Genomic DNA, 17,614 nt, shown 5'->3' with positions numbered 1-17,614 from the left:
CATAACCGAGGTGCAGGGCCGCGCCACCCATGATCTGCACGTCGTAGTGGCGCTGGCCGAGCGCGCGCTTGGCGCCTTCACGCACCGTCGCGAACGCCTCGGGCAGCAGGTCGTCCAGACTCTCACCATCGGCGTACCGCTGCTTGTACTCATCGGTGAGGGCCCGCAGCTCGGCGTCGGAGAGGTCGACGAAGTCCTCTTCGATGGAGTTGACCTGGTCCGCGATGCGGTGCAGCTTGCGCAGGATCTTGCCTTCGCCTGCACGCATGATCTTCGAGAGGACGGACACGGGGGTTGGTCTCCTTGCCGATCGGGCCTGGGACGGTCGGTTTCCATGTGACTTGCTGAGCAACGGCCATCGTATGCGAGGACCCCGCCACGCCGGGAGTCTGCTGTACGAGGACCGCGCCCTGCCGCGCACGGACACCAAAATCTTCTTCAAACAGAACAACGGCCGGGCCCCGCCGATAGTGCCGCGACCTCCCCACGAATTGCGCGAATCGTGATCGCCCGCTCACCCACCGCACGAACCCGAGGGCGTCACCGCCCGAATACCGAGGGCGCCACCGCCCGAACCGATGGCATCGCCGCCCGAATGCCGAGGGCGCCACGTCCGAAACCGATGGCGTCACCGCCCGCACCGCACCAGAATCGCCCGATGGAACCCGTCACCCTCACCACCGACCGCCTCGTCCTGCGCCCCGTCGGCCCTCAGGACACCGACGCCGTGTACACCGCCGCCCAGGACCCCGACATCCAGCGCTGGACCACCATCCCCTCCCCCTACCTGCACGAACACGCCAGCGGCTTCACCGAACAGCTCGCCCCCGACGGCTGGGCCACCGGCTCGATGTTCACCTTCGGCGTCTTCCTCCCCGACGGCACCCTCACCGGCATGCTCGGCCTCACCACCCGCGCCCTCGGCACCGTCGAGGTCGGCTTCTGGACCGCCAAGGAACACCGCGGCCACGGCTACACCACCGAGGCCACCCTCACCGCCGCCCGCTGGGCCTTCACCCACCTCGCCGTCGACCGCGTCGAATGGCGCGCCGAAGTGGGCAACACCGCCTCCCGCGCGGTCGCCGAACACGCCGGATTCCAGCTCGAAGGCACCCTGCGCTCCGCCATCAACAACAAGGGCACCCGCCGCGACTGCTGGCTCGCCTCCCTGCTCCCCTCCGACCTCGGCCTGCCCTCCGCCGCCCCCTACCTCCCCACGCCCACACCCCCGCCGTCCGACACCGGCCGGTGACCCCCGCCCGCACGAACCCCCAGCTCACCCCGCGCTGTCAGTGCCGCCGCCTAGGGTGCGCACCATGACCACCCCGCGCCCCGCCACCGCCCTCACGGCAGACGAAGCCCGCCGCATCGCCCTGCGGGCCCAGGGCTTCCTCGGCACCCCCGACCGCAGAGCCGGCGTCCGCGGCATCCTCCGGCACCTCGGCGCCGTCCAGCTCGACACCATCTCCGTCCTCGCCCGCTCCCACGAACTCATCCCGTACGCGCGCCTGGGCGCCGTGGGCCGCACCACCGTCGAGAACGCCTACTGGGGTGCACAACCGGGCACCCCCGCGCGCCCCCACGCCTTCGAGTACTGGTCCCACGCCGCGTGCGTCCTCCCCATCGAGGAATGGCCCCACTTCGCCTTCCGCCGCCGCGCTTACCGCAACCGCCCCCACTGGAGCCACCCCCTCCCCGAGGGCGCCTACGAGCAGGTGATCAAACAGCTCCGCGCCGAGGGCCCCCTGACCGCCACCGAACTGGGCGGCGCCAAGAAGACCAGCGAATGGTGGGACTGGTCCGGCACCAAGGTCGCCGTCGAACGCGCCCTGATGTACGGCGAGGTGGTCTGCGTCGAACGCCGCGGCTGGAAGCGCGTCTACGACCTCGCCGAACGCGCCGTACCCGCCGACCTCCTGCATGACGACCTCGACGACACCGAATGCCTGCGCCGCCTGGTCGCCCTGGCCGGACAGTCCCTGGGCGTCGGCACGCGCGCGGACATCGCCGACTACCACCGTCTCAGGGGCGAGCAGGTCGACGCGGTGATCGCCGACTCCGGCCTGGTGCCCGTCACCGTCGAGGGCTGGTCCAAGCCCGCCTGGGCCGACCCCGCCGCCCTGGCGGCACCCCTGCGCGGCCGCCACCGCACCACCCTGCTGTCGCCCTTCGACTCCCTCATCTGGGAGCGGGCCCGCACGGAGCGCATCTTCGGCTTCACCCACCGCCTGGAGGCGTACGTCCCCAAGCCCAAGCGGATCCACGGCTACTTCGCGATGCCCGTCCTGGCCGGCGGCCGCCTCGTGGGCCGCGTCGACCCCGCCCGCGAGGGCCGCACGCTCGTCGCCCGGCAGATCACCCTGGACGGCCCCAAGGCCGTCCCCGCCGTCGCCCAGGCCCTCCTGGAAGCCGCGACCTGGGTGAACTGCACCGACGTACGCGTGGAACGCGTCGACGCCCCCGAACTGCGCGAGCCCCTCACCAGGGAACTGACCCGCGCACTCGCCTGACGGTCCGCCCTGCCTGACCCGCCTCAGCGGATCTCGAGGATCTTCTCCCGCATCGCGTACACCACCGCCTCCATCCTGGAGTGCAGTTGCAGCTTCTCCAGGATGTTGCGCACATGGTTCTTCACGGTGTTCTCGGAGATGAACAGCTCCTTGGCGATGTCCCGGTTGTTCATCCCGGTCGCCACGAGCTTCAGCACCTCCAGCTCACGGTCCGTCAACCGCGGCGCCGGCACCAGCCGTCGCTCGTCGGTGCGCTGGATCATCGACTTGAACTCGGTGAGCAGTTTCGACGCCATCGAAGGGCTGATCTGCGACTGACCGTCGGCCACCGCGCGAATCGCGGTCGCCACCTCGTCCGTGGAGATCTCCTTGAGGAGATATCCGGTCGCCCCCGCCTTGATCGCCTCGTAGAGGTCGGCCTCCTCGTCACTGATCGTCAGCATGATGATCTTCGCGCTGGGGGCCACCTCCTTGATCGAGGTGCACGCCTCGATCCCACCGCGCTTCGGCATCCGTACGTCCATCAGCACGATGTCCGGCAACAGATCGGCCGCCTTGTCCACGGCCTCCGCACCGTCCCCCGCCTCGCCGACGACCTGGATGTCCTCCTCGGCCGCGAGCACGATCTCCAGTCCGCGACGGAACAGGGCATGGTCGTCCACGACAAGGACTCTGATCGGCTCCCCGCGCGAGGCACCCCCGTCCGGGCCCATGCCGACGACGCCGCCGTCGGCATCCTCGTCACGCATCGGTCCGAAGCTGTCCGCCATCGTTCCTCCCCCTGAAGGCTACGGCCGTGGTCGTGAGCCATCGCCAACCCAAGGCAACGGCCCACCGGTTGGGCCGTTGCCGCCATGATTCCATGCCTGGACGACAACGAGGTGACACAGAAGGGCGCGAAGGGGTCGCACACGGGTGCCCCTGGGGGCGCACACGCGCTCCAGGGGCACACCGCTCAGCCGTCACCGCACGGCCGTCACCACATGGGTTTCACCGCATGGCTTTCACCTCATGGGATCAGCCACCCAGCGCGCCACCCGCCTCGGGAGACTGCGCCTGGGCCACCATCGGGTCCGTGCTGAGGTGGATCACGCCGTAGTCGTAGGCGTGGCGCCGGTAGACGACGCTGGGTTCCTTCGTCTCGGAGTCGACGAACAGATAGAAGTCGTGGCCGACCAGCTCCATCTCGTAGAGGGCCTGGTCGAGCGTCATCGGTGCGGCGACGTGGGTCTTCTCGCGCACCACGAGGGGGCCGTCGCCCTGCACCTCCAGCGAACCGATCTTCTTCGTCGGCACACCGTCGGACACCCCGGACGGCACGGGCTGGCCATTGCCGTTGAGCGTCGCCACACCCGGGACGACGTCCGGCACCTCCGCCGCGCTGATCCGGCGCGAACCGCGCCGCGTGTACCGCTTGTCATGCTGCTTGCGCAGTTGCGCGTCGAGCTTCTCGGCCGCCAGGTCGAGTGCCGCGTACGGGTCGCTGGCCGCCGCCTCGGCCCGGATCACAGGGCCACGGGAGCGGAGCGTGATCTCCACTCGGTCGCACCGGTCGGCCTGTCGGGGGTTGGGCTCCTTGGACACCTCGACGTCGAGGCTGATCACCTTGCCGTCGAGCTTCTGGATCTTCTCCAGGTTCAGCTTCTCGGCCACGTGCTTGCGGAACCGCTCGGGCACCTCGGTCTTGCGGCCCTTGACGACGATGTCCACGCAGAACTCCGTTCCCGGATCACTCCGCTTCTCCGCGGAGCGTCTCCCTTTTGCACCAGGCTCCGGTGAGCACCGGAACCTCGGACTTGGTGACTTCCACCTCCTCCTCCCCCATGGACGAGATCTACACCCCAGGTGCTGCGCGCGCCATAACCGGAAACCGCAGCACGGCATTCGGATATGAGAGGTGTGGCCTGCGGCTTTCCCTCACAACCGAACATATCTCGCCCGGACGGATGTCGTCACCCTCTACTGCGGCGTACCTCCGTTCAGGTGAATTGGCCCTCTCATTACCTGCAACGACGCAAGTTCTCCCTCAGTTCCGGTTTATTTCGAAGGAATCCGGCGGCGCCGCCACGACAGCCGCGCAGAGCACCTCACCGGCCCCGCACACGCCCTCACCTCCTCCTCCCGCTCCGGCACCGGACGGCCGTACCTCTCTGCCTTCCCGAGTGACACCCGCGTACACCGCCCTTCCTCCCTCACCACACTCCACCCTTCCCATACGGCCCGCGCGACTCACCCGCTCGGGTGCGCCGCGACCCATCGTGCGCCCCGCGCGCGACACTCGCCCGGGCGCCGTCCGGGCTTCCTCACCATGGGAGGTGCGCCGGGGGCGCCGGGTCGGGCCCGGCGGCTCCGGCGCCGCAGCCCGCGCCGCCCGGACCGCCCGCGCCGCCTCCGCCAGGGACGCGCCCGTCGTGACCAGATCGTCGACCAGCACCACGGGACCGCCGCCCAGCACCCGTACCCCACCGGGCACCACCGTGAGTGCACCCATCAGGTTCTCCAGCCGCTCCCGCGCGCTCAGCCCCGCCTGGTCGGCCACCGCCCGCCGCTGCCGCAGCACCGCGGCCACCCGCACCGCCATCCCGGCCCGCCGCAACTCCCCGGCGGCGACGAGGGCGATCCGACGGGCGGGGTCATGACCTCGGGAGCGGGTGGTGGCGGGGGTGGAGGGGACGGGGACGAGCAGGACGTCACCAGGGGGAGGGGGCCCCTCCCCCTCCCCCACCCCCTCCTCCCCCAACCCCACCCGCACCGCCCCCGCCAACGCCACCCCCAACGGCCGCGCCAGCGCCAGCACCCCGCGCTCCTTGTGCGCGAGCAGTGCCGCCCGTACCTCGTCCGCGTACCGGGCCGCCGCGTGCACGGCGGGCAGCCCGGCCGGTTCGGGGACCGGCCGTACCCGAAAGGGCGCCGTCCCGCCGAGTACGGCACGGCATTCGGGACAGAGCACCTCACGGGCCCGCCCACAGCCCCCGCACTCGGCGGGCAGGACCAGACCGGCGAGCTCCTGCCACCAGTTGCGAACGCCTTCCACGTCGTTCACTGTGCCAATACGGGAAGGGTCGGGCCACCCCTGTGGATAAGTGGCGGAAGGGCCTGTGGAAAAGAAAGCGGATCGGCGCTGGCCGGTCGGCCCGCCGGCATCACCCGGCACTTCTTTCACTCACGAGCGCATAAAAAACGGGACCCCCGGGTACGAACCGGGGATCCCTCTCGAAACACGCTCACGTGACGCCCGCATCCGCGCCCGTCACGCCCTCACGGTCACCCGGGATAAAACGCGACCGAGGCCGTCTCCTTCAGCGTCCGCCAGCCGCTCCCGCCGGGCAGCCACAGCAGCCCGTCGTCGGAGGTGGCGAAGAGTGGCGCGTCGCTGTTCTCGGAGGCGGCGATGCTGTTGACCTCGGTCAGACCGGGCAGCGCGGCCGACTCGGGGATCGACCCGTCGCTCTGCACGTACTGCACCTGCTCGACCCCGCCGGCCTCCTGACCGACGACGACGAGCCGGCTGTCCCCGGCCCACGACACGGCGGAGACACGCTCCAACTCAGGTGTGGCGGACCGCAGTTCCTGGACGGACACGGAGGTCTTGCCCTCGCTGTCCTCGGTGCGTTCGAGGCGCCCGATGAGCAGGGACTGCTTGCCGTCCTTGTCCACGACGAGCGCGATCCGCGCCCCGTCGGCGGCGACCCGTACGGCGTCGATCCGGCCGTCGAGGCCGGGGGTGAGGACCTCCAGGGCGGGCCCGGCGCCCTTCTCCAGCAGGAGCAGCCTCGGGGTGGCGGGGTCGCGGTCGGCGATCCACAGGTCGCCCTGGGCGTCCCAGGTGGGTGTGGTGAGCCGGTCGGCCTCGGTCTTGCCGGCGCTCTGGAGGACGGGTTCGCCGAGGGAGCTGCCGGTGACGGTGCTGGTGACGTAGAGGGCCTTGCCGTCGAGGGCGACGCCGGCGGCGCTGTGTTCGTCGCGGGCCACGGCCACCGAGCGCAGCGCCTTGGTGCCGTCGCCGAGCGCGCCGGGCACGGCGTCGGACCGGCTGTCGCTGCCGACGCTGCTGGGCATGCGGGCGAGCCGGTGGCGGCCGTCGATGAAGTACAGGTAGCTGGGGTGCTCGTGCGAGCCGCGTGCGGCGACGGCGGTGGCCTGTTCCTCGGTGAGGGAGCACAGTTGCCGGCCGCCGGCGCGCAGGGCGATCTCGTCGACGGTGGGGGTGAGGTTCTGGAGGGTGAAGAGCAGTTGCGTGGCCATCTCGTCGCACTTGCTCTGCCCGATGTGGGCCGCCTTGTCGTTGAGCGGCACGGTGAGCTTGTTCTGGTCGTCCGGCGTCAGTGAGGTGACGTGCGGGGACAGTGCGGTGCCGGTGGGGAAGCTGGAGCGGACGACGGGCCGCAGCCAGCTCGTGGGGCCGTTGAGCAGGGAGCGCACCATCTGGGTCATGGGTTCGACGCGTTCGCGGACGTAGACGGGGTCGGCGACGGCCAGGGGCTGTCCGGATCCAGCGGCTTCGGTGCTGGACGCGAAGTAGTACTTGTTGACGGACATGTAGTTCCGCTGGAAGTCCGACTTGCCCATGATGACGCCCTGGGGCAGGGCGTCGATGCGCCACTGCCGGGTCTTCTTGTCGCGGACGAGGTGCACGGTCTCGCTGTAGGCGCCGGCGGAGGGGCTGTAGGACTGCTGGGCGTCGATCTGGGCGACCTTGGTGCCGGTGAGGACGAAGGCGTAGTCGTCGCCGTCCTCCCAGGCGCCGGAGCGGCCGGTCTGGGTGCCGGGGCCGTCGGCGAGGACGGTGGTGCTCCGCTCGGGTTCCCATTTCTGGGCGGCGCGGGTGGTGAGGTACTGGCGTGCGGTCGCGTAACTGGAGTCGTCGCTGGTGAGGGCTTCGAGGAAGCCCTGGACGATCTCGGAGGGCGGCGCGTCGTCACGGGGCGGCATGGCGAACACGCGGACCTGGATGTCCTGGCGCGGTGTGGATTCGACGCCGCGCAGGTCTCCGCTGTCGGGCATGGAGGCGCACCCGGCCAGCAGTACGACGCCGCAGGTGGCGTAGGCCACCGCGCGCCCCGGCGTGCGCCGGGTGTGCCCGTCGCGGTCAGCGCCCACGAGTCGTCTCCCCTTGTTCGTCCGGGCCGTCCGCCGCGCGGTGCGCGCGTCCCGGTACCCCGCTGTGTGCCGCGTCCTTGGGCCCCTGCTCCGCTGTTCCGCCGGAGTTGCCACGCCCCGTCTCCGCACCGGACGAAGAGCCCGCCCCGGAGCCGGCCGTCGTGCCCGCCCCGGAACCGGCAGTCGATCCCGGCGACCCAGTCGGCCCCGTCGCCGACCCGTTCGCCGTCCCGCCGGCCGGCGGTCCCCCCGTCGCGGGCCGTGGCACCACGCGCGCGCCGTTGCCGGGCAGTGCCGTGGGGTCGGCCGTCGGGGTGGCCGCGGGCAGCCGGGGTGCGAGCGGGGTGTGGGCGGGCGACCGCTGTTCGGCGGCCGGCTGCACGGGCACGGTGGCGCTCTTCTCGCCGCTGCCGCGGGGCAGACCGGCGTCGTCGAGGCCGCGGTTGCGGCGGGAGTCCTTGGGTTCCAGGGGTATCGGCGAGCCGCGCAGCGGTTCGTCGGCGGTCCGCGGCAGGGTCAGCCGGAACTGGGAGCCGCCGCCGGGTTCGCCCCAGGCCTGGAGCCAGCCGCCGTGCAGGCGGGCGTCCTCCAGGGCGATGGACAGGCCGAGGCCCGTTCCGCCGGTGGTACGCGCGCGTGCGGGGTCGGCTCGCCAGAAGCGGCTGAAGACGCGGGTGGCCTCGCCGGGCTTGAGTCCGACGCCGTAGTCGCGGACGGCGATGGCGACGGCGCCGCCCGCCGCGGCGAGTTTGACGACGACGTCCTTGCCCTCGCCGTGTTCGACGGCGTTGACGACGAGGTTGCGCAGGACGCGTTCGACGCGTCGGGCGTCGGCTTCGGCGACGACGGGCTGCTGGTCGCCGAGGACGCGTATGGCCGTGCCCTTGCGGTCGGCGAGGGGTGCGGCGCCGCTGACGACGCGGCGGACGACCTCGCGCAGGTCGATGGGTTCGGCTTCGAGGGCGGCGGCGCCGGCGTCGAAGCGGCTGATCTCGAGGAGGTCGGCGAGGAGCGACTCGAACCGGTCGAGCTGGTCGGCGAGGAGTTCGGCGGACCGGGCGGTGACGGGGTCGAAGTCCTCCCGTGCCTCGTGGATGACGTCGGCGGCCATACGGACGGTGGTCAGCGGGGTCCGCAGTTCGTGGGAGACGTCGGAGACGAACCGTCGCTGCATCCGCGACAGGTCCTCCAGTTGCTGGATCTTGAGCTGGAGGTTCTGCGCCATCTTGTTGAAGGCTTCGCCGAGGCGGGCGATGTCGTCCTCGCCGGTGACCTTCATACGTTCCTGGAGGCGTCCGGCGGACAGCCGCTCGGCGATCCCGGCGGCCATGCGGACGGGGGTGACGACCTGCCGTACGACGAGCCAGGCGACGGCGCCGAGGAGGACGACGACGAAGAGTCCCGCGGTGGCCAGGGTGCCCTTGACCAGGCTCAGCGACTTCTCCTCCTGGGTGAGCGGGAAGAGGTAGTACAGCTCGTAGGGGTCGCCGTTGGGGTCGTTGAGCTGTTTGCCGATGACGAGGGCGGGCTGGGATTCCTTGTGGGTGCTGTAGCGGATGCGGGTGTAGCTCTGGGCCGCGCCGGTGTTGGTGTTGATGCGGGCGCGCAGGTCCTCGGGGACGCTCTTGTTGGGGTTGACGTCGCCGGAGGCGCGCGGGCCGCGGCCGCCGCCGCTGTCGTCGCCGGGGGGCAGGGTGACGACGTCGAAGGCGCCCTGGCCGCCGCTGGACAGCGACGACACGAGTTGGCTCATCCATTCGATGACGTTCTGCGGGTTGCCGTCGCCGGGGCTGCCGTCGGTGGCGGTCTCGTCGGCCTTCTGCTTGGCGACGGCGAAGCCGCCGGTGGCCTGGCTCTGGGATGCCTTGACCTTGGCTTCGAGCAGTCCGTTGCGGACCTGTCCGATGACGACGAAGCCGAGCAGCAGGACGACGCCGAGCGACATCAGCAGGGTGGTGGCGACGACCCTCAACTGGATGTTGCGCCGCCACAGCCGCATGACGGGCAGCAGCGGGCGGCGCACCCAGCGCAGCAGGAGCCTCAGGACGGGGCTGCCCTGCACTCCGCCTTGGAGCAGGCCCCCTTCGAGGAGGCTTGCGAAACGTGAACCCATCGTCTTACGGCCGACAGGCCGCTCCGGACGGGCCCCGGACCGGCCGGGGGCCGAAGCGGCACTGTCCCCGCGCATGTCAGCTAGGTCCTGCCTTGTATCCGACGCCCCGGACGGTCACCACGATCTCGGGCCGTTCCGGGTCCTTCTCGACCTTGGAGCGCAGCCGCTGGACGTGCACGTTGACCAGGCGGGTGTCGGCGGCGTGCCGGTAGCCCCACACCTGTTCGAGGAGCACCTCGCGGGTGAACACCTGCCAGGGCTTGCGGGCGAGCGCGACGAGCAGGTCGAACTCGAGCGGGGTCAGCGCGATGGACTGGCCGTCGCGCTTCACGGAGTGGCCGGCCACGTCGATGACGAGGTCGCCGATGGCGAGCTGCTCGGGGGCGGGCTCCTCCGACCGGCGCAGCCTGGCCCGGATGCGGGCGACCAGCTCCTTCGGCTTGAACGGCTTCACGATGTAGTCGTCGGCGCCGGACTCGAGGCCGACCACCACGTCGACGGTGTCGCTCTTGGCGGTGAGCATCACGATCGGCACGCCGGACTCGGCGCGGATGAGGCGGCAGACCTCGATGCCGTCGCGTCCGGGCAGCATCAGGTCGAGCAGCACCAGGTCGGGCTTGGCCTCTCGGAAAGCGGCCAGCGCCTTGTCGCCGTCGGCTACGAAAGACGGCTCAAAACCTTCACCACGCAACACGATGCCGAGCATCTCGGCCAGTGCGGTGTCGTCGTCGACGACAAGGACTCGTCCCTTCATAAACGACATCATCCCATTCTCATAACGGTGAAGGTGGTGCAGGTGAGAAGCCTCACCGCCCGGTGACGATAGTCGTACGGGGCGGTCACTGTCTGCCCCTGTCCGCCGGAGTGATCGTCGTTCACGGGGTGTGATCGCCGCACAGCTCCGCGAGACCCTCCGCCGTGACCGGGGAGACCACCCCTCGTTCGGTGACGATCGCCGTCACCAGCTCGGGCGGTGTCACATCGAACGCCGGGTTGTACGCTTGCGTCCCCAGCGGCGCCACCGCGAGCCCGCCGCCCGCCCCGGTCACGGGCACCTGGGGAGCGGCCATCTCCGTGACCTCGTACGCGGGGCGCTGCTCGACCTCGATCGCCGCCCCGTTGGGCGTGTCCACGTCGACGGTGGTCGTGGGCGCGACGACGATGAACGGCACGTGGTGGTAGCGGGCGAGCACCGCGAGCGGATAGCTGCCGACCTTGTTGGCCACGGAGCCGTCGGCGGCGATCCGGTCCGCGCCGATCAGCACCGCGTCGACCTCCCCGGCCGCGAACAGTGAACCGGCCGCGTTGTCGGTGAGCAGCGTGTACGCCATCCCGCTGCGGGCGGCCTCGTACGCCGTCAGCCGCGCCCCCTGCAACAGCGGACGCGTCTCGTCGACCCACAGCCGCCGCAGCCGCCCCACGCGGTGCGCGGCGAGCGCCACCGCGAACGCGGTCCCCTCCCCGCCCGACACCAGCGAGCCGGTGTTGCAGTGGGTCAGGACGCGGTGCCCGCCGCCGGGCAGCAGCTCGTCGAGCAGGGCCAGCCCGTGCGCGGCCATGCGGGTGCTCGCCTCGGCGTCCTCCCGGTGCAACCGGCGTGCGGCGGCCAGCGCGGCCCGCGCTCCCCGGGCGGGGTCGCCGCTCTCGGCCAGTTCCGCGAGGTAGGCGGCCCTGGCCCGCCGTACGCCGACGGCCAGGTTCACCGCGGTGGGCCGGGCGCCGGCCAGCGTGTTCGCCGCCTCCTCCACGTCGAAGCCGCGCGCGGCGGCGAGCGCGACGCCGTACGCCCCGGCGATGCCGAGCAGCGGCGCCCCGCGCACGGCGAGCGAGCGGATCGCCTCCACCAGCGCGGACGCGTCCGTGCAGACCCGCTCGACCTCCTCGGCCGGCAGTCTCGTCTGGTCGAGGAGCACCAGTACGGGACCCTCGGGAGGCTCCTCCCAGCGGATCGCGGGTATCTCGGCCGGCTGCTTGTCCTCGCCGGATTGCGCGTACTGATCAGCCATGCGGTCAGTGTGCCCCGGATCCGGCGGACAATTGAAGGTGCGCAGCCCCTACCGCGCCCGGTGGTCCCATGACCGCCCCATGGCACGATGGCTGCCAACCTGCCGCCGCGACCGCGGACGGGCACCGTGAAGGAGCGACGATGAAAGACACTCCGGGCTGGGCCTCGCCCGGATCCGCCCCGTCCGACGGACAGGAGCCCGGCGCGTCCGACCCCGCCGACCGCCCGAGCGGTTCGCAGCCCGCGGACCAGCCGGGTGCGCGTCCACAGAGCCCCGGCACGAAGTGGTCCGACGAGCAGCCGCCACCCGCTCCGTGGTCCGCGCCCGCAGGCCCGCAGAACCCGGCCCAGCCTCCTCCGCCCCCGCCGCCCGGCCCCGGCTGGGGCACCCCGCCGCCCCCGGCGGGCCCGGGCGGCTACGACCACCCCGGCGGCCATCGTGGCCCCGGCGGCTACGGCGCTCCTGGCTGGGGTTCCGGCTGGGGCGGCCCGCCGCCCGCGGTGAAGCCCGGCGTGATCCCGCTCCGCCCGCTCGGCGTGGGCGAGATGCTCGACGGCGCCGTCTCCACCATGCGCACCTACTGGCGCACGGTCCTGGGCATCTCGCTGGCCATCGCGATCGTCTTCGAGACCGCCGTCGTCCTGCTCCAGGGCCTGGTCCTCGACGACACCCTGGACACCGCCGCCCTCAGCGACCCGAGCGCCGGCCTCGACGAGCAGACCCAGGCCATGGGCGACGTCATGCGCAGCTCCGGCCTGCTCCTGCTGATCACCATGCTCGGCATCCTCACGGGGACCGCCCTGCTCGCCGCCGTCACCAGCCGCGCGGTCCTCGGCAAGCCGGTCACCCTCAAGGAGATCTGGCGCGACGCCCGCCCCCAACTCCCCCGGCTGCTCGGCCTGATCGCCCTTCTGCTGCTCATCACGGGCGGTGTCGCCGCCGTCTGCCTGCTGCCCGGCATCCTGGTGACCGCGTCGGGCGGCGGCGAGGGCGGCGCCGCGCTCATCAGCCTCGGCAGCCTGGGCGCGTTCGCGCTGGTCGTGTGGCTGGTGGTCCGCTTCTCCCTCGCCGCCCCGGCCCTGATGCTGGAGAAGCAGGGCGTCAAGAAGGCCCTGACCCGGTCCGCCAAGCTCGTCCGCGGCTCCTGGTGGCGGATGTTCGGCATCCAGTTCCTCGCCCTGGTCATCGCGAACATCATCTCCACCATCATCGTGCTCCCCTTCGCCCTCCTGGGCGCGGCGGTGAGCGACGAGGGCATCGGCGGGCTCGTCGACGCCGGCAGCGAGTACGGCTGGACCTACCTGATCGTCAGCGGCGTCGGCTCGGTCGTCGGCTCCATGATCACGCTCCCCATCGCGGCGGGCGTCACCGTGCTCCTCTACATCGACCAGCGCATCCGCCGCGAGGCCCTCGACCTCGATCTGGCCCGCGCCGCGGGCGTCCAGGGCTACGGCTCCCCCGTCCCCGGCACCAGGCCCGGGAGCTGATGCGGTGAGCCTGGCGGGGGGAGTTCTCACAGCGGTACCACTCACGAACGGCGGGACCGTCCATGTCCTCACGCGCTGGGCCGACGGCGGCCCGGCGCTCGCCCTGGCGGCCTCGGACGACGGCCCGCCCCTGACGATCCCGCGCGACCCCGCCCAGGAGGCGGCCCGCCGCGAACTGGCCAAACGCCTGTACCACGAGAACGACCCCAACCTCTTCGAACGGGCCCTGGACAAGTCCTGGGACTGGCTCGGCGACCTCCTGGGCACCGCGTCGACCACCGGACTCAGCAGCACGCTCGGCCTGTTCGTCATCGTGCTGGCCGTGCTCGCCGTCGCCGGTGTCCTGTGGTGGCGCCTGGGCACCCCCCGCCGCCGGCCGGTCTCCACCGCCGCCCTGTTCGACGACCGCCCCCGCAGCACCGCCGAACACCGCGCGGCCGCCGAGGCGCACGCCGCCCAGGGCCACTGGAACCAGGCCGTCCAGGAACGCATGCGCGCCATCGTCCGCGCCCTGGAGGAACGCGCCCTCCTCGACGTCCGCCCCGGCCGCACCGCGGACGAGGCCGCCGCCGAGGCCGGCCGCACCCTGCCCGCCCACACCGACCGACTGCGCGGCGCCGCCCGCGACTTCGACGACGTCACATACGGCGGCCGCACCGCCACCGAGGAGGCGTACCACCGCATCGCCGCCCTCGACCACGACCTGGACCTCACCAAACCCCAGCTCACCACCAGCAGCGCCGACAGCACGGCCGACGCGGCCCGCCAGGGAGCCGCCCGATGACCACCGGAACCGCGCACCCCTCCACCTCCGCCTCCACGTCCGCCTCGCCCACCGCCCGCCAGGTGTGGACCCGCGCGCGGGGCATCGCCCTCGCGGCCGCCCTCCTCCTCGCCGGCGCCGTCGCCCTGGCCACCCTCCAGTCCGACGCCCGGCACGGCACCCTCGACCCCCGCTCCGCCGACGCCTACGGCAGCCGCGCCGTCGCCGAACTCCTCGCCGACCGCGGTGTGTCCACCCGCGTCGTCACCACCCTCGCCGAGGCCCGCACCGCCACCGGACCCGACACCACCCTCCTCGTCGCCGTCCCCGACCTCCTGACGCCCCACCAGCAGCGCACCCTGCACGCGGCGACCACCGGCTCCGGCGGCCGCACGATCCTCGTCGCCCCCGGCAGCCCCTCCGTCGGCACCCTCGCCCCCGGAGTCACCGCCGCCCCCGCCACCAGCCGCTCCACCGCCCTCTCCCCCGACTGCGCGCTGCCCGACGCCCGCCGCGCCAGCACCGCCGAGACCGGCGGCACCCGCTACACCACCCGCCACCTCGACGCCGACACCTGCTACCCCAGCCGGCGCCTGGCCACCCTGCTGCGCATCCCCGACACCTCCGGCGACGGCAACGGCGACACCGTCGTCCTCGGAGCACCCGACATCCTCTTCAACACCCGCCTCGACCAGCAGGGCAACGCCTCGCTCGCCCTCCAACTCCTCGGCTCGCGCCCGCATCTCGTCTGGTACCTCCCCTCACTCTCCGACACCTCCACCACCGACCAGGACGACGACAAGAGCTTCTTCGACCTGCTCCCCTCCGGCTGGCTCTGGGGCACCCTGCAACTCTTCGTCGCCGCAGCCCTCGCCGCCCTCTGGAGGGCACGCCGGCTCGGCCCCCTCGTCCCCGAGAAACTCCCCGTGGCGATCCGCGCCTCCGAAACCGTCGAAGGCCGCGCCCGCCTCTACCGCAACGCCTCCGCACGCGACCGCGCGGCCGCCGCTCTCCGCTCCACCACCCGCACCCGCCTCGCCCCTCTCGTAGGCATCCCCGTCACCCAGGCACACACACCCGAAGCACTCGTCCCCGCCCTGTCCGCCCACCTCCACGGCGACGGACAGCCCCTGCACTCCCTCCTCTTCGGCCCGCCGCCCCACGACGACACGGCCCTCATCACCCTCGCCGACCAACTCGACGCCCTCGAAAGAGAGGTACGCCGTCCATGATGGACCCGACCACTGACAACGCCGGGACCACCGGGGACCCGGGCCACGCCCGAGCCTCCCTGGAAGCCCTGCGCGCCGAGATCTCCAAGGCCGTGGTCGGCCAGGACCCCGCCGTGACCGGCCTCGTCGTCGCACTGCTCTGCCGCGGACACGTTCTCCTTGAAGGAGTCCCCGGAGTGGCCAAAACGTTGCTCGTCCGCGCCCTCGCATCCGCACTGGAACTCGACACCAAGCGCGTCCAGTTCACCCCCGACCTCATGCCCAGCGACGTCACCGGCTCCCTCGTCTACGACACCCGCAGCGCCGAGTTCTCCTTCCAGCCCGGCCCGGTCTTCACCAACCTGCTGCTCGCCGACGAGATCAACCGCACCCCGCCCAAGACCCAGTCCTCCCTCCTCGAAGCGATGGAGGAACGCCAGGTCACCGTCGACGGCACCCCCCGCCCCCTCCCCGACCCGTTCCTGGTCGCCGCGACCCAGAACCCCGTCGAGTACGAGGGCACCTACCCCCTCCCCGAAGCCCAACTCGACCGCTTCCTCCTCAAACTGACGGTCCCTCTCCCCTCCCGCCAGGAGGAGATCGACGTCCTCACCCGCCACGCCGAGGGCTTCGACCCGCGCGACCTCAAAGCCGCCGGCGTACGCCCCGTGGCGGGCCCCGCCGACCTCGAAGCCGCCCGCGCCGCCGTCGCCAAGACCACCGTCTCCCCCGAGATCACCGCCTACGTCGTCGACATCTGCCGCGCCACCCGCGAATCGCCCTCCCTCACCCTGGGCGTCTCCCCCCGCGGCGCCACCGCCCTCCTCGCCACCGCCCGCGCCTGGGCCTGGCTCACCGGCCGCGACTACGTCATCCCCGACGACGTCAAAGCCCTCGCCCTCCCCACCCTCCGCCACCGCGTCCAACTCCGCCCGGAGGCCGAGATGGAGGGCGTGACGGCCGACTCCGTCATCAACGCGATCCTCACCCACGTCCCCGTCCCCCGCTGATGGCACTCACCGGACGCGCCGCCCTCCTCGCGGCCCTCGGCTCCCTCCCCGTCGGCATCCTCGAACCGAGCTGGGCCGGCATCCTCGCCGTCAACGCCCCGCTCGCCGCAGCCTGCGCCTGCGACTTCGCCCTCGCCGCCCCCGTACGACGCCTGCTCCTCACCCGCTCCGGCGACACCTCGACCCGCCTCGGCGAGACAGCCGACGTCACCCTCACCCTCACCAACCCCTCCCGCCGCCCCCTGCGCGCCCACCTCCGCGACGCCTGGCCCCCCAGCAGTTGGCGGCCCGGCACGGAAACCGAGGCATCCCGCGCCCGCCTGACCGTCCCGCCCGGCGAACGCCGCCGCATCACCACCCGCCTACGCCCCACCCACCGAGGCGACCACCAGGCCGACCGCGTCACCATCCGTTCCTACGGCCCCCTCGGCCTCTTCTCCCGCCAAGGCACCCACAAGGTCCCCTGGACGGTCCGCGTCCTCCCCCCGTTCACCAGCCGCAAGCACCTCCCCTCCAAACTGGCCCGCCTGCGCGAACTCGACGGCCGCACCAGCCTCGTCACCCGAGGCGAAGGCACCGAATTCGACAGCCTGCGCGAATACGTCCCCGGCGACGACACCCGCTCCATCGACTGGCGTGCCACCGCCCGCCACTCCACGGTCGCCGTCCGCACCTGGCGCCCCGAACGCGACCGCCACATCCTTCTGATCCTCGACACCGGCCGCACCTCCGCGGGCCGCGTCGGCGACGCCCCCCGCCTCGACGCCTCCATGGACGCGGCCCTGCTCCTCGCCGCCCTGGCCTCCCGCGCCGGCGACCGAGTCGACCTCCTCGCCTACGACCGCCGCGTCCGCGCCCTCGTCCAGGGCCGCACCGCCCGCGACATCCTTCCCTCCCTGGTCAACGCCATGGCCACCCTCGAACCCGAACTCGTCGAAACCGACACCCGCACCCTCACCGCCACAGCACTGCGTACGGCACCCCGCCGCGCGCTGATCGTCCTGCTCACCACCCTCGACGCGGCCCCGGTCGAGGAGGGCCTCCTCCCCGTCCTGCCGCAACTCACCCAGCGCCACACGGTCCTGCTGGCCGCGGTCGCCGATCCCCACGTCGCCGAGATGGCCGAGGCGCGCGGCACGATCGACGGGGTGTACGAGGCCGCGGCTGCCGCCCAGGCCCAGGCCGAACGCCACCGCACCGCCGAACAACTCCGCCGGCACGGAGTCACCGTCGTGGACGCGACACCCGACGAACTCGCGCCGGCACTCGCGGACGCGTATCTCGCACTGAAGGCAGCCGGCCGCCTCTGACACCAGAAACAGAAAAGGGCTCTCTCCAAAAACGAAAAGGAGAGAGCCCTAAACGCAGAAAACCCCGCACCATGACGGTGCGGGGTTTCCCACAATGATTGTTC

Annotated in this window: 14 protein-coding genes and 1 pseudogene; 7 read left to right on the top strand and 8 right to left on the bottom strand. The window is 72.1% G+C overall.

Annotated elements, in window-relative coordinates; genetic code table 11:
* Positions 1-289 (bottom strand): annotated as a pseudogene (locus G6W55_RS34775) (preprotein translocase subunit SecA); the annotation flags it as partial.
* A gap of 369 nt (positions 290-658) precedes the next feature.
* On the opposite strand from G6W55_RS34775, the gene G6W55_RS34770 reads away from it, so the two are divergent.
* Together G6W55_RS34770 and G6W55_RS34765 are read left to right on the top strand one after the other, a co-directional pair.
* Positions 659-1,252 carry a GNAT family N-acetyltransferase gene (locus G6W55_RS34770; RefSeq protein ID WP_175524638.1) on the top strand — a complete coding sequence of 198 codons (594 nt, stop codon included), beginning with the start codon at positions 659-661 and terminating at the stop codon, positions 1,250-1,252.
* A 64-nt stretch (positions 1,253-1,316) separates the two neighbouring features.
* Positions 1,317-2,510 carry a winged helix-turn-helix domain-containing protein gene (locus G6W55_RS34765; RefSeq protein ID WP_175524637.1) on the top strand — a complete coding sequence of 398 codons (1,194 nt, stop codon included), beginning with the start codon at positions 1,317-1,319 and terminating at the stop codon, positions 2,508-2,510.
* A gap of 23 nt (positions 2,511-2,533) precedes the next feature.
* Here G6W55_RS34765 and G6W55_RS34760 read toward each other — a convergent pair whose 3' ends face one another.
* The 7 genes from G6W55_RS34760 to mtnA form a co-directional block, all read right to left on the bottom strand.
* Positions 2,534-3,280, bottom strand: coding sequence for a response regulator transcription factor (locus G6W55_RS34760; protein WP_030798627.1), 747 nt, complete (start codon positions 3,278-3,280; stop codon positions 2,534-2,536).
* A gap of 247 nt (positions 3,281-3,527) precedes the next feature.
* Positions 3,528-4,220, bottom strand: a complete 693-nt coding sequence (gene hpf, locus G6W55_RS34755) for a ribosome hibernation-promoting factor, HPF/YfiA family (RefSeq protein ID WP_175524636.1) — start codon at positions 4,218-4,220, stop codon at positions 3,528-3,530.
* 316 nt (positions 4,221-4,536) lie between these two features.
* A complete protein-coding gene (locus G6W55_RS39105) occupies positions 4,537-5,553 on the bottom strand; it encodes a ComF family protein (protein ID WP_375372499.1) in 1,017 nt (338 codons plus the stop codon).
* A gap of 221 nt (positions 5,554-5,774) precedes the next feature.
* Positions 5,775-7,610 carry an LpqB family beta-propeller domain-containing protein gene (locus G6W55_RS34745; protein WP_175524634.1) on the bottom strand — a complete coding sequence of 612 codons (1,836 nt, stop codon included), beginning with the start codon at positions 7,608-7,610 and terminating at the stop codon, positions 5,775-5,777.
* Positions 7,600-9,798 carry an MtrAB system histidine kinase MtrB gene (mtrB, locus tag G6W55_RS34740; RefSeq protein WP_175524633.1) on the bottom strand — a complete coding sequence of 733 codons (2,199 nt, stop codon included), beginning with the start codon at positions 9,796-9,798 and terminating at the stop codon, positions 7,600-7,602. The genes G6W55_RS34745 and mtrB overlap by 11 nt, the downstream gene beginning before the upstream one ends.
* Position 9,799: 1 nt before the next feature.
* Positions 9,800-10,489, bottom strand: coding sequence for a two-component system response regulator MtrA (gene mtrA, locus G6W55_RS34735; protein WP_187283109.1), 690 nt, complete (start codon positions 10,487-10,489; stop codon positions 9,800-9,802).
* Between the two features lie 109 nt (positions 10,490-10,598).
* On the bottom strand, positions 10,599-11,729 hold the full coding sequence (gene mtnA, locus G6W55_RS34730) for an S-methyl-5-thioribose-1-phosphate isomerase (RefSeq protein ID WP_175524632.1): 1,131 nt from the start codon (positions 11,727-11,729) through the stop codon (positions 10,599-10,601).
* Positions 11,730-11,869: 140 nt separating this feature from the next.
* Here mtnA and G6W55_RS34725 point away from each other — a divergent pair, with 140 nt between their 5' ends.
* Genes G6W55_RS34725 through G6W55_RS34705 form a run of 5 tightly spaced genes read left to right on the top strand, consistent with a single transcriptional unit; the run spans position 11,870 to position 17,510 of the window.
* Positions 11,870-13,216 (top strand): glycerophosphoryl diester phosphodiesterase membrane domain-containing protein, encoded by a 1,347-nt coding sequence (locus tag G6W55_RS34725; protein WP_175524631.1) that lies wholly within the window; start codon positions 11,870-11,872, stop codon positions 13,214-13,216.
* Positions 13,217-13,220: 4 nt separating this feature from the next.
* Entirely contained in the window at positions 13,221-14,000 is a 780-nt protein-coding gene (locus tag G6W55_RS34720; RefSeq protein WP_175524630.1) for a DUF4129 domain-containing protein, read from the top strand.
* The gene (locus G6W55_RS34715) at positions 13,997-15,211 is read left to right on the top strand and encodes a DUF4350 domain-containing protein (protein ID WP_175524629.1); all 1,215 of its coding nucleotides are present in this window, start codon (positions 13,997-13,999) and stop codon (positions 15,209-15,211) included. Before G6W55_RS34720 ends, G6W55_RS34715 begins: the two co-directional genes overlap by 4 nt.
* Positions 15,211-16,200, top strand: a complete 990-nt coding sequence (locus G6W55_RS34710; protein WP_107419091.1) for a MoxR family ATPase — start codon at positions 15,211-15,213, stop codon at positions 16,198-16,200. The genes G6W55_RS34715 and G6W55_RS34710 overlap by 1 nt, the downstream gene beginning before the upstream one ends.
* Positions 16,200-17,510, top strand: a complete 1,311-nt coding sequence (locus G6W55_RS34705) for a DUF58 domain-containing protein (protein ID WP_175524628.1) — start codon at positions 16,200-16,202, stop codon at positions 17,508-17,510. Before G6W55_RS34710 ends, G6W55_RS34705 begins: the two co-directional genes overlap by 1 nt.
* Positions 17,511-17,614: the final 104 nt, after the last annotated feature.

Origin of the sequence: Streptomyces sp. CAI-85 (assembly GCF_013363615.1) — a bacterium.
GTDB lineage: Bacteria > Actinomycetota > Actinomycetes > Streptomycetales > Streptomycetaceae > Streptomyces > Streptomyces antibioticus_B.
The sequence above is the reverse complement of the archived record's forward strand: the minus strand, read 5'-3'. Positions and strand labels throughout refer to the sequence as shown.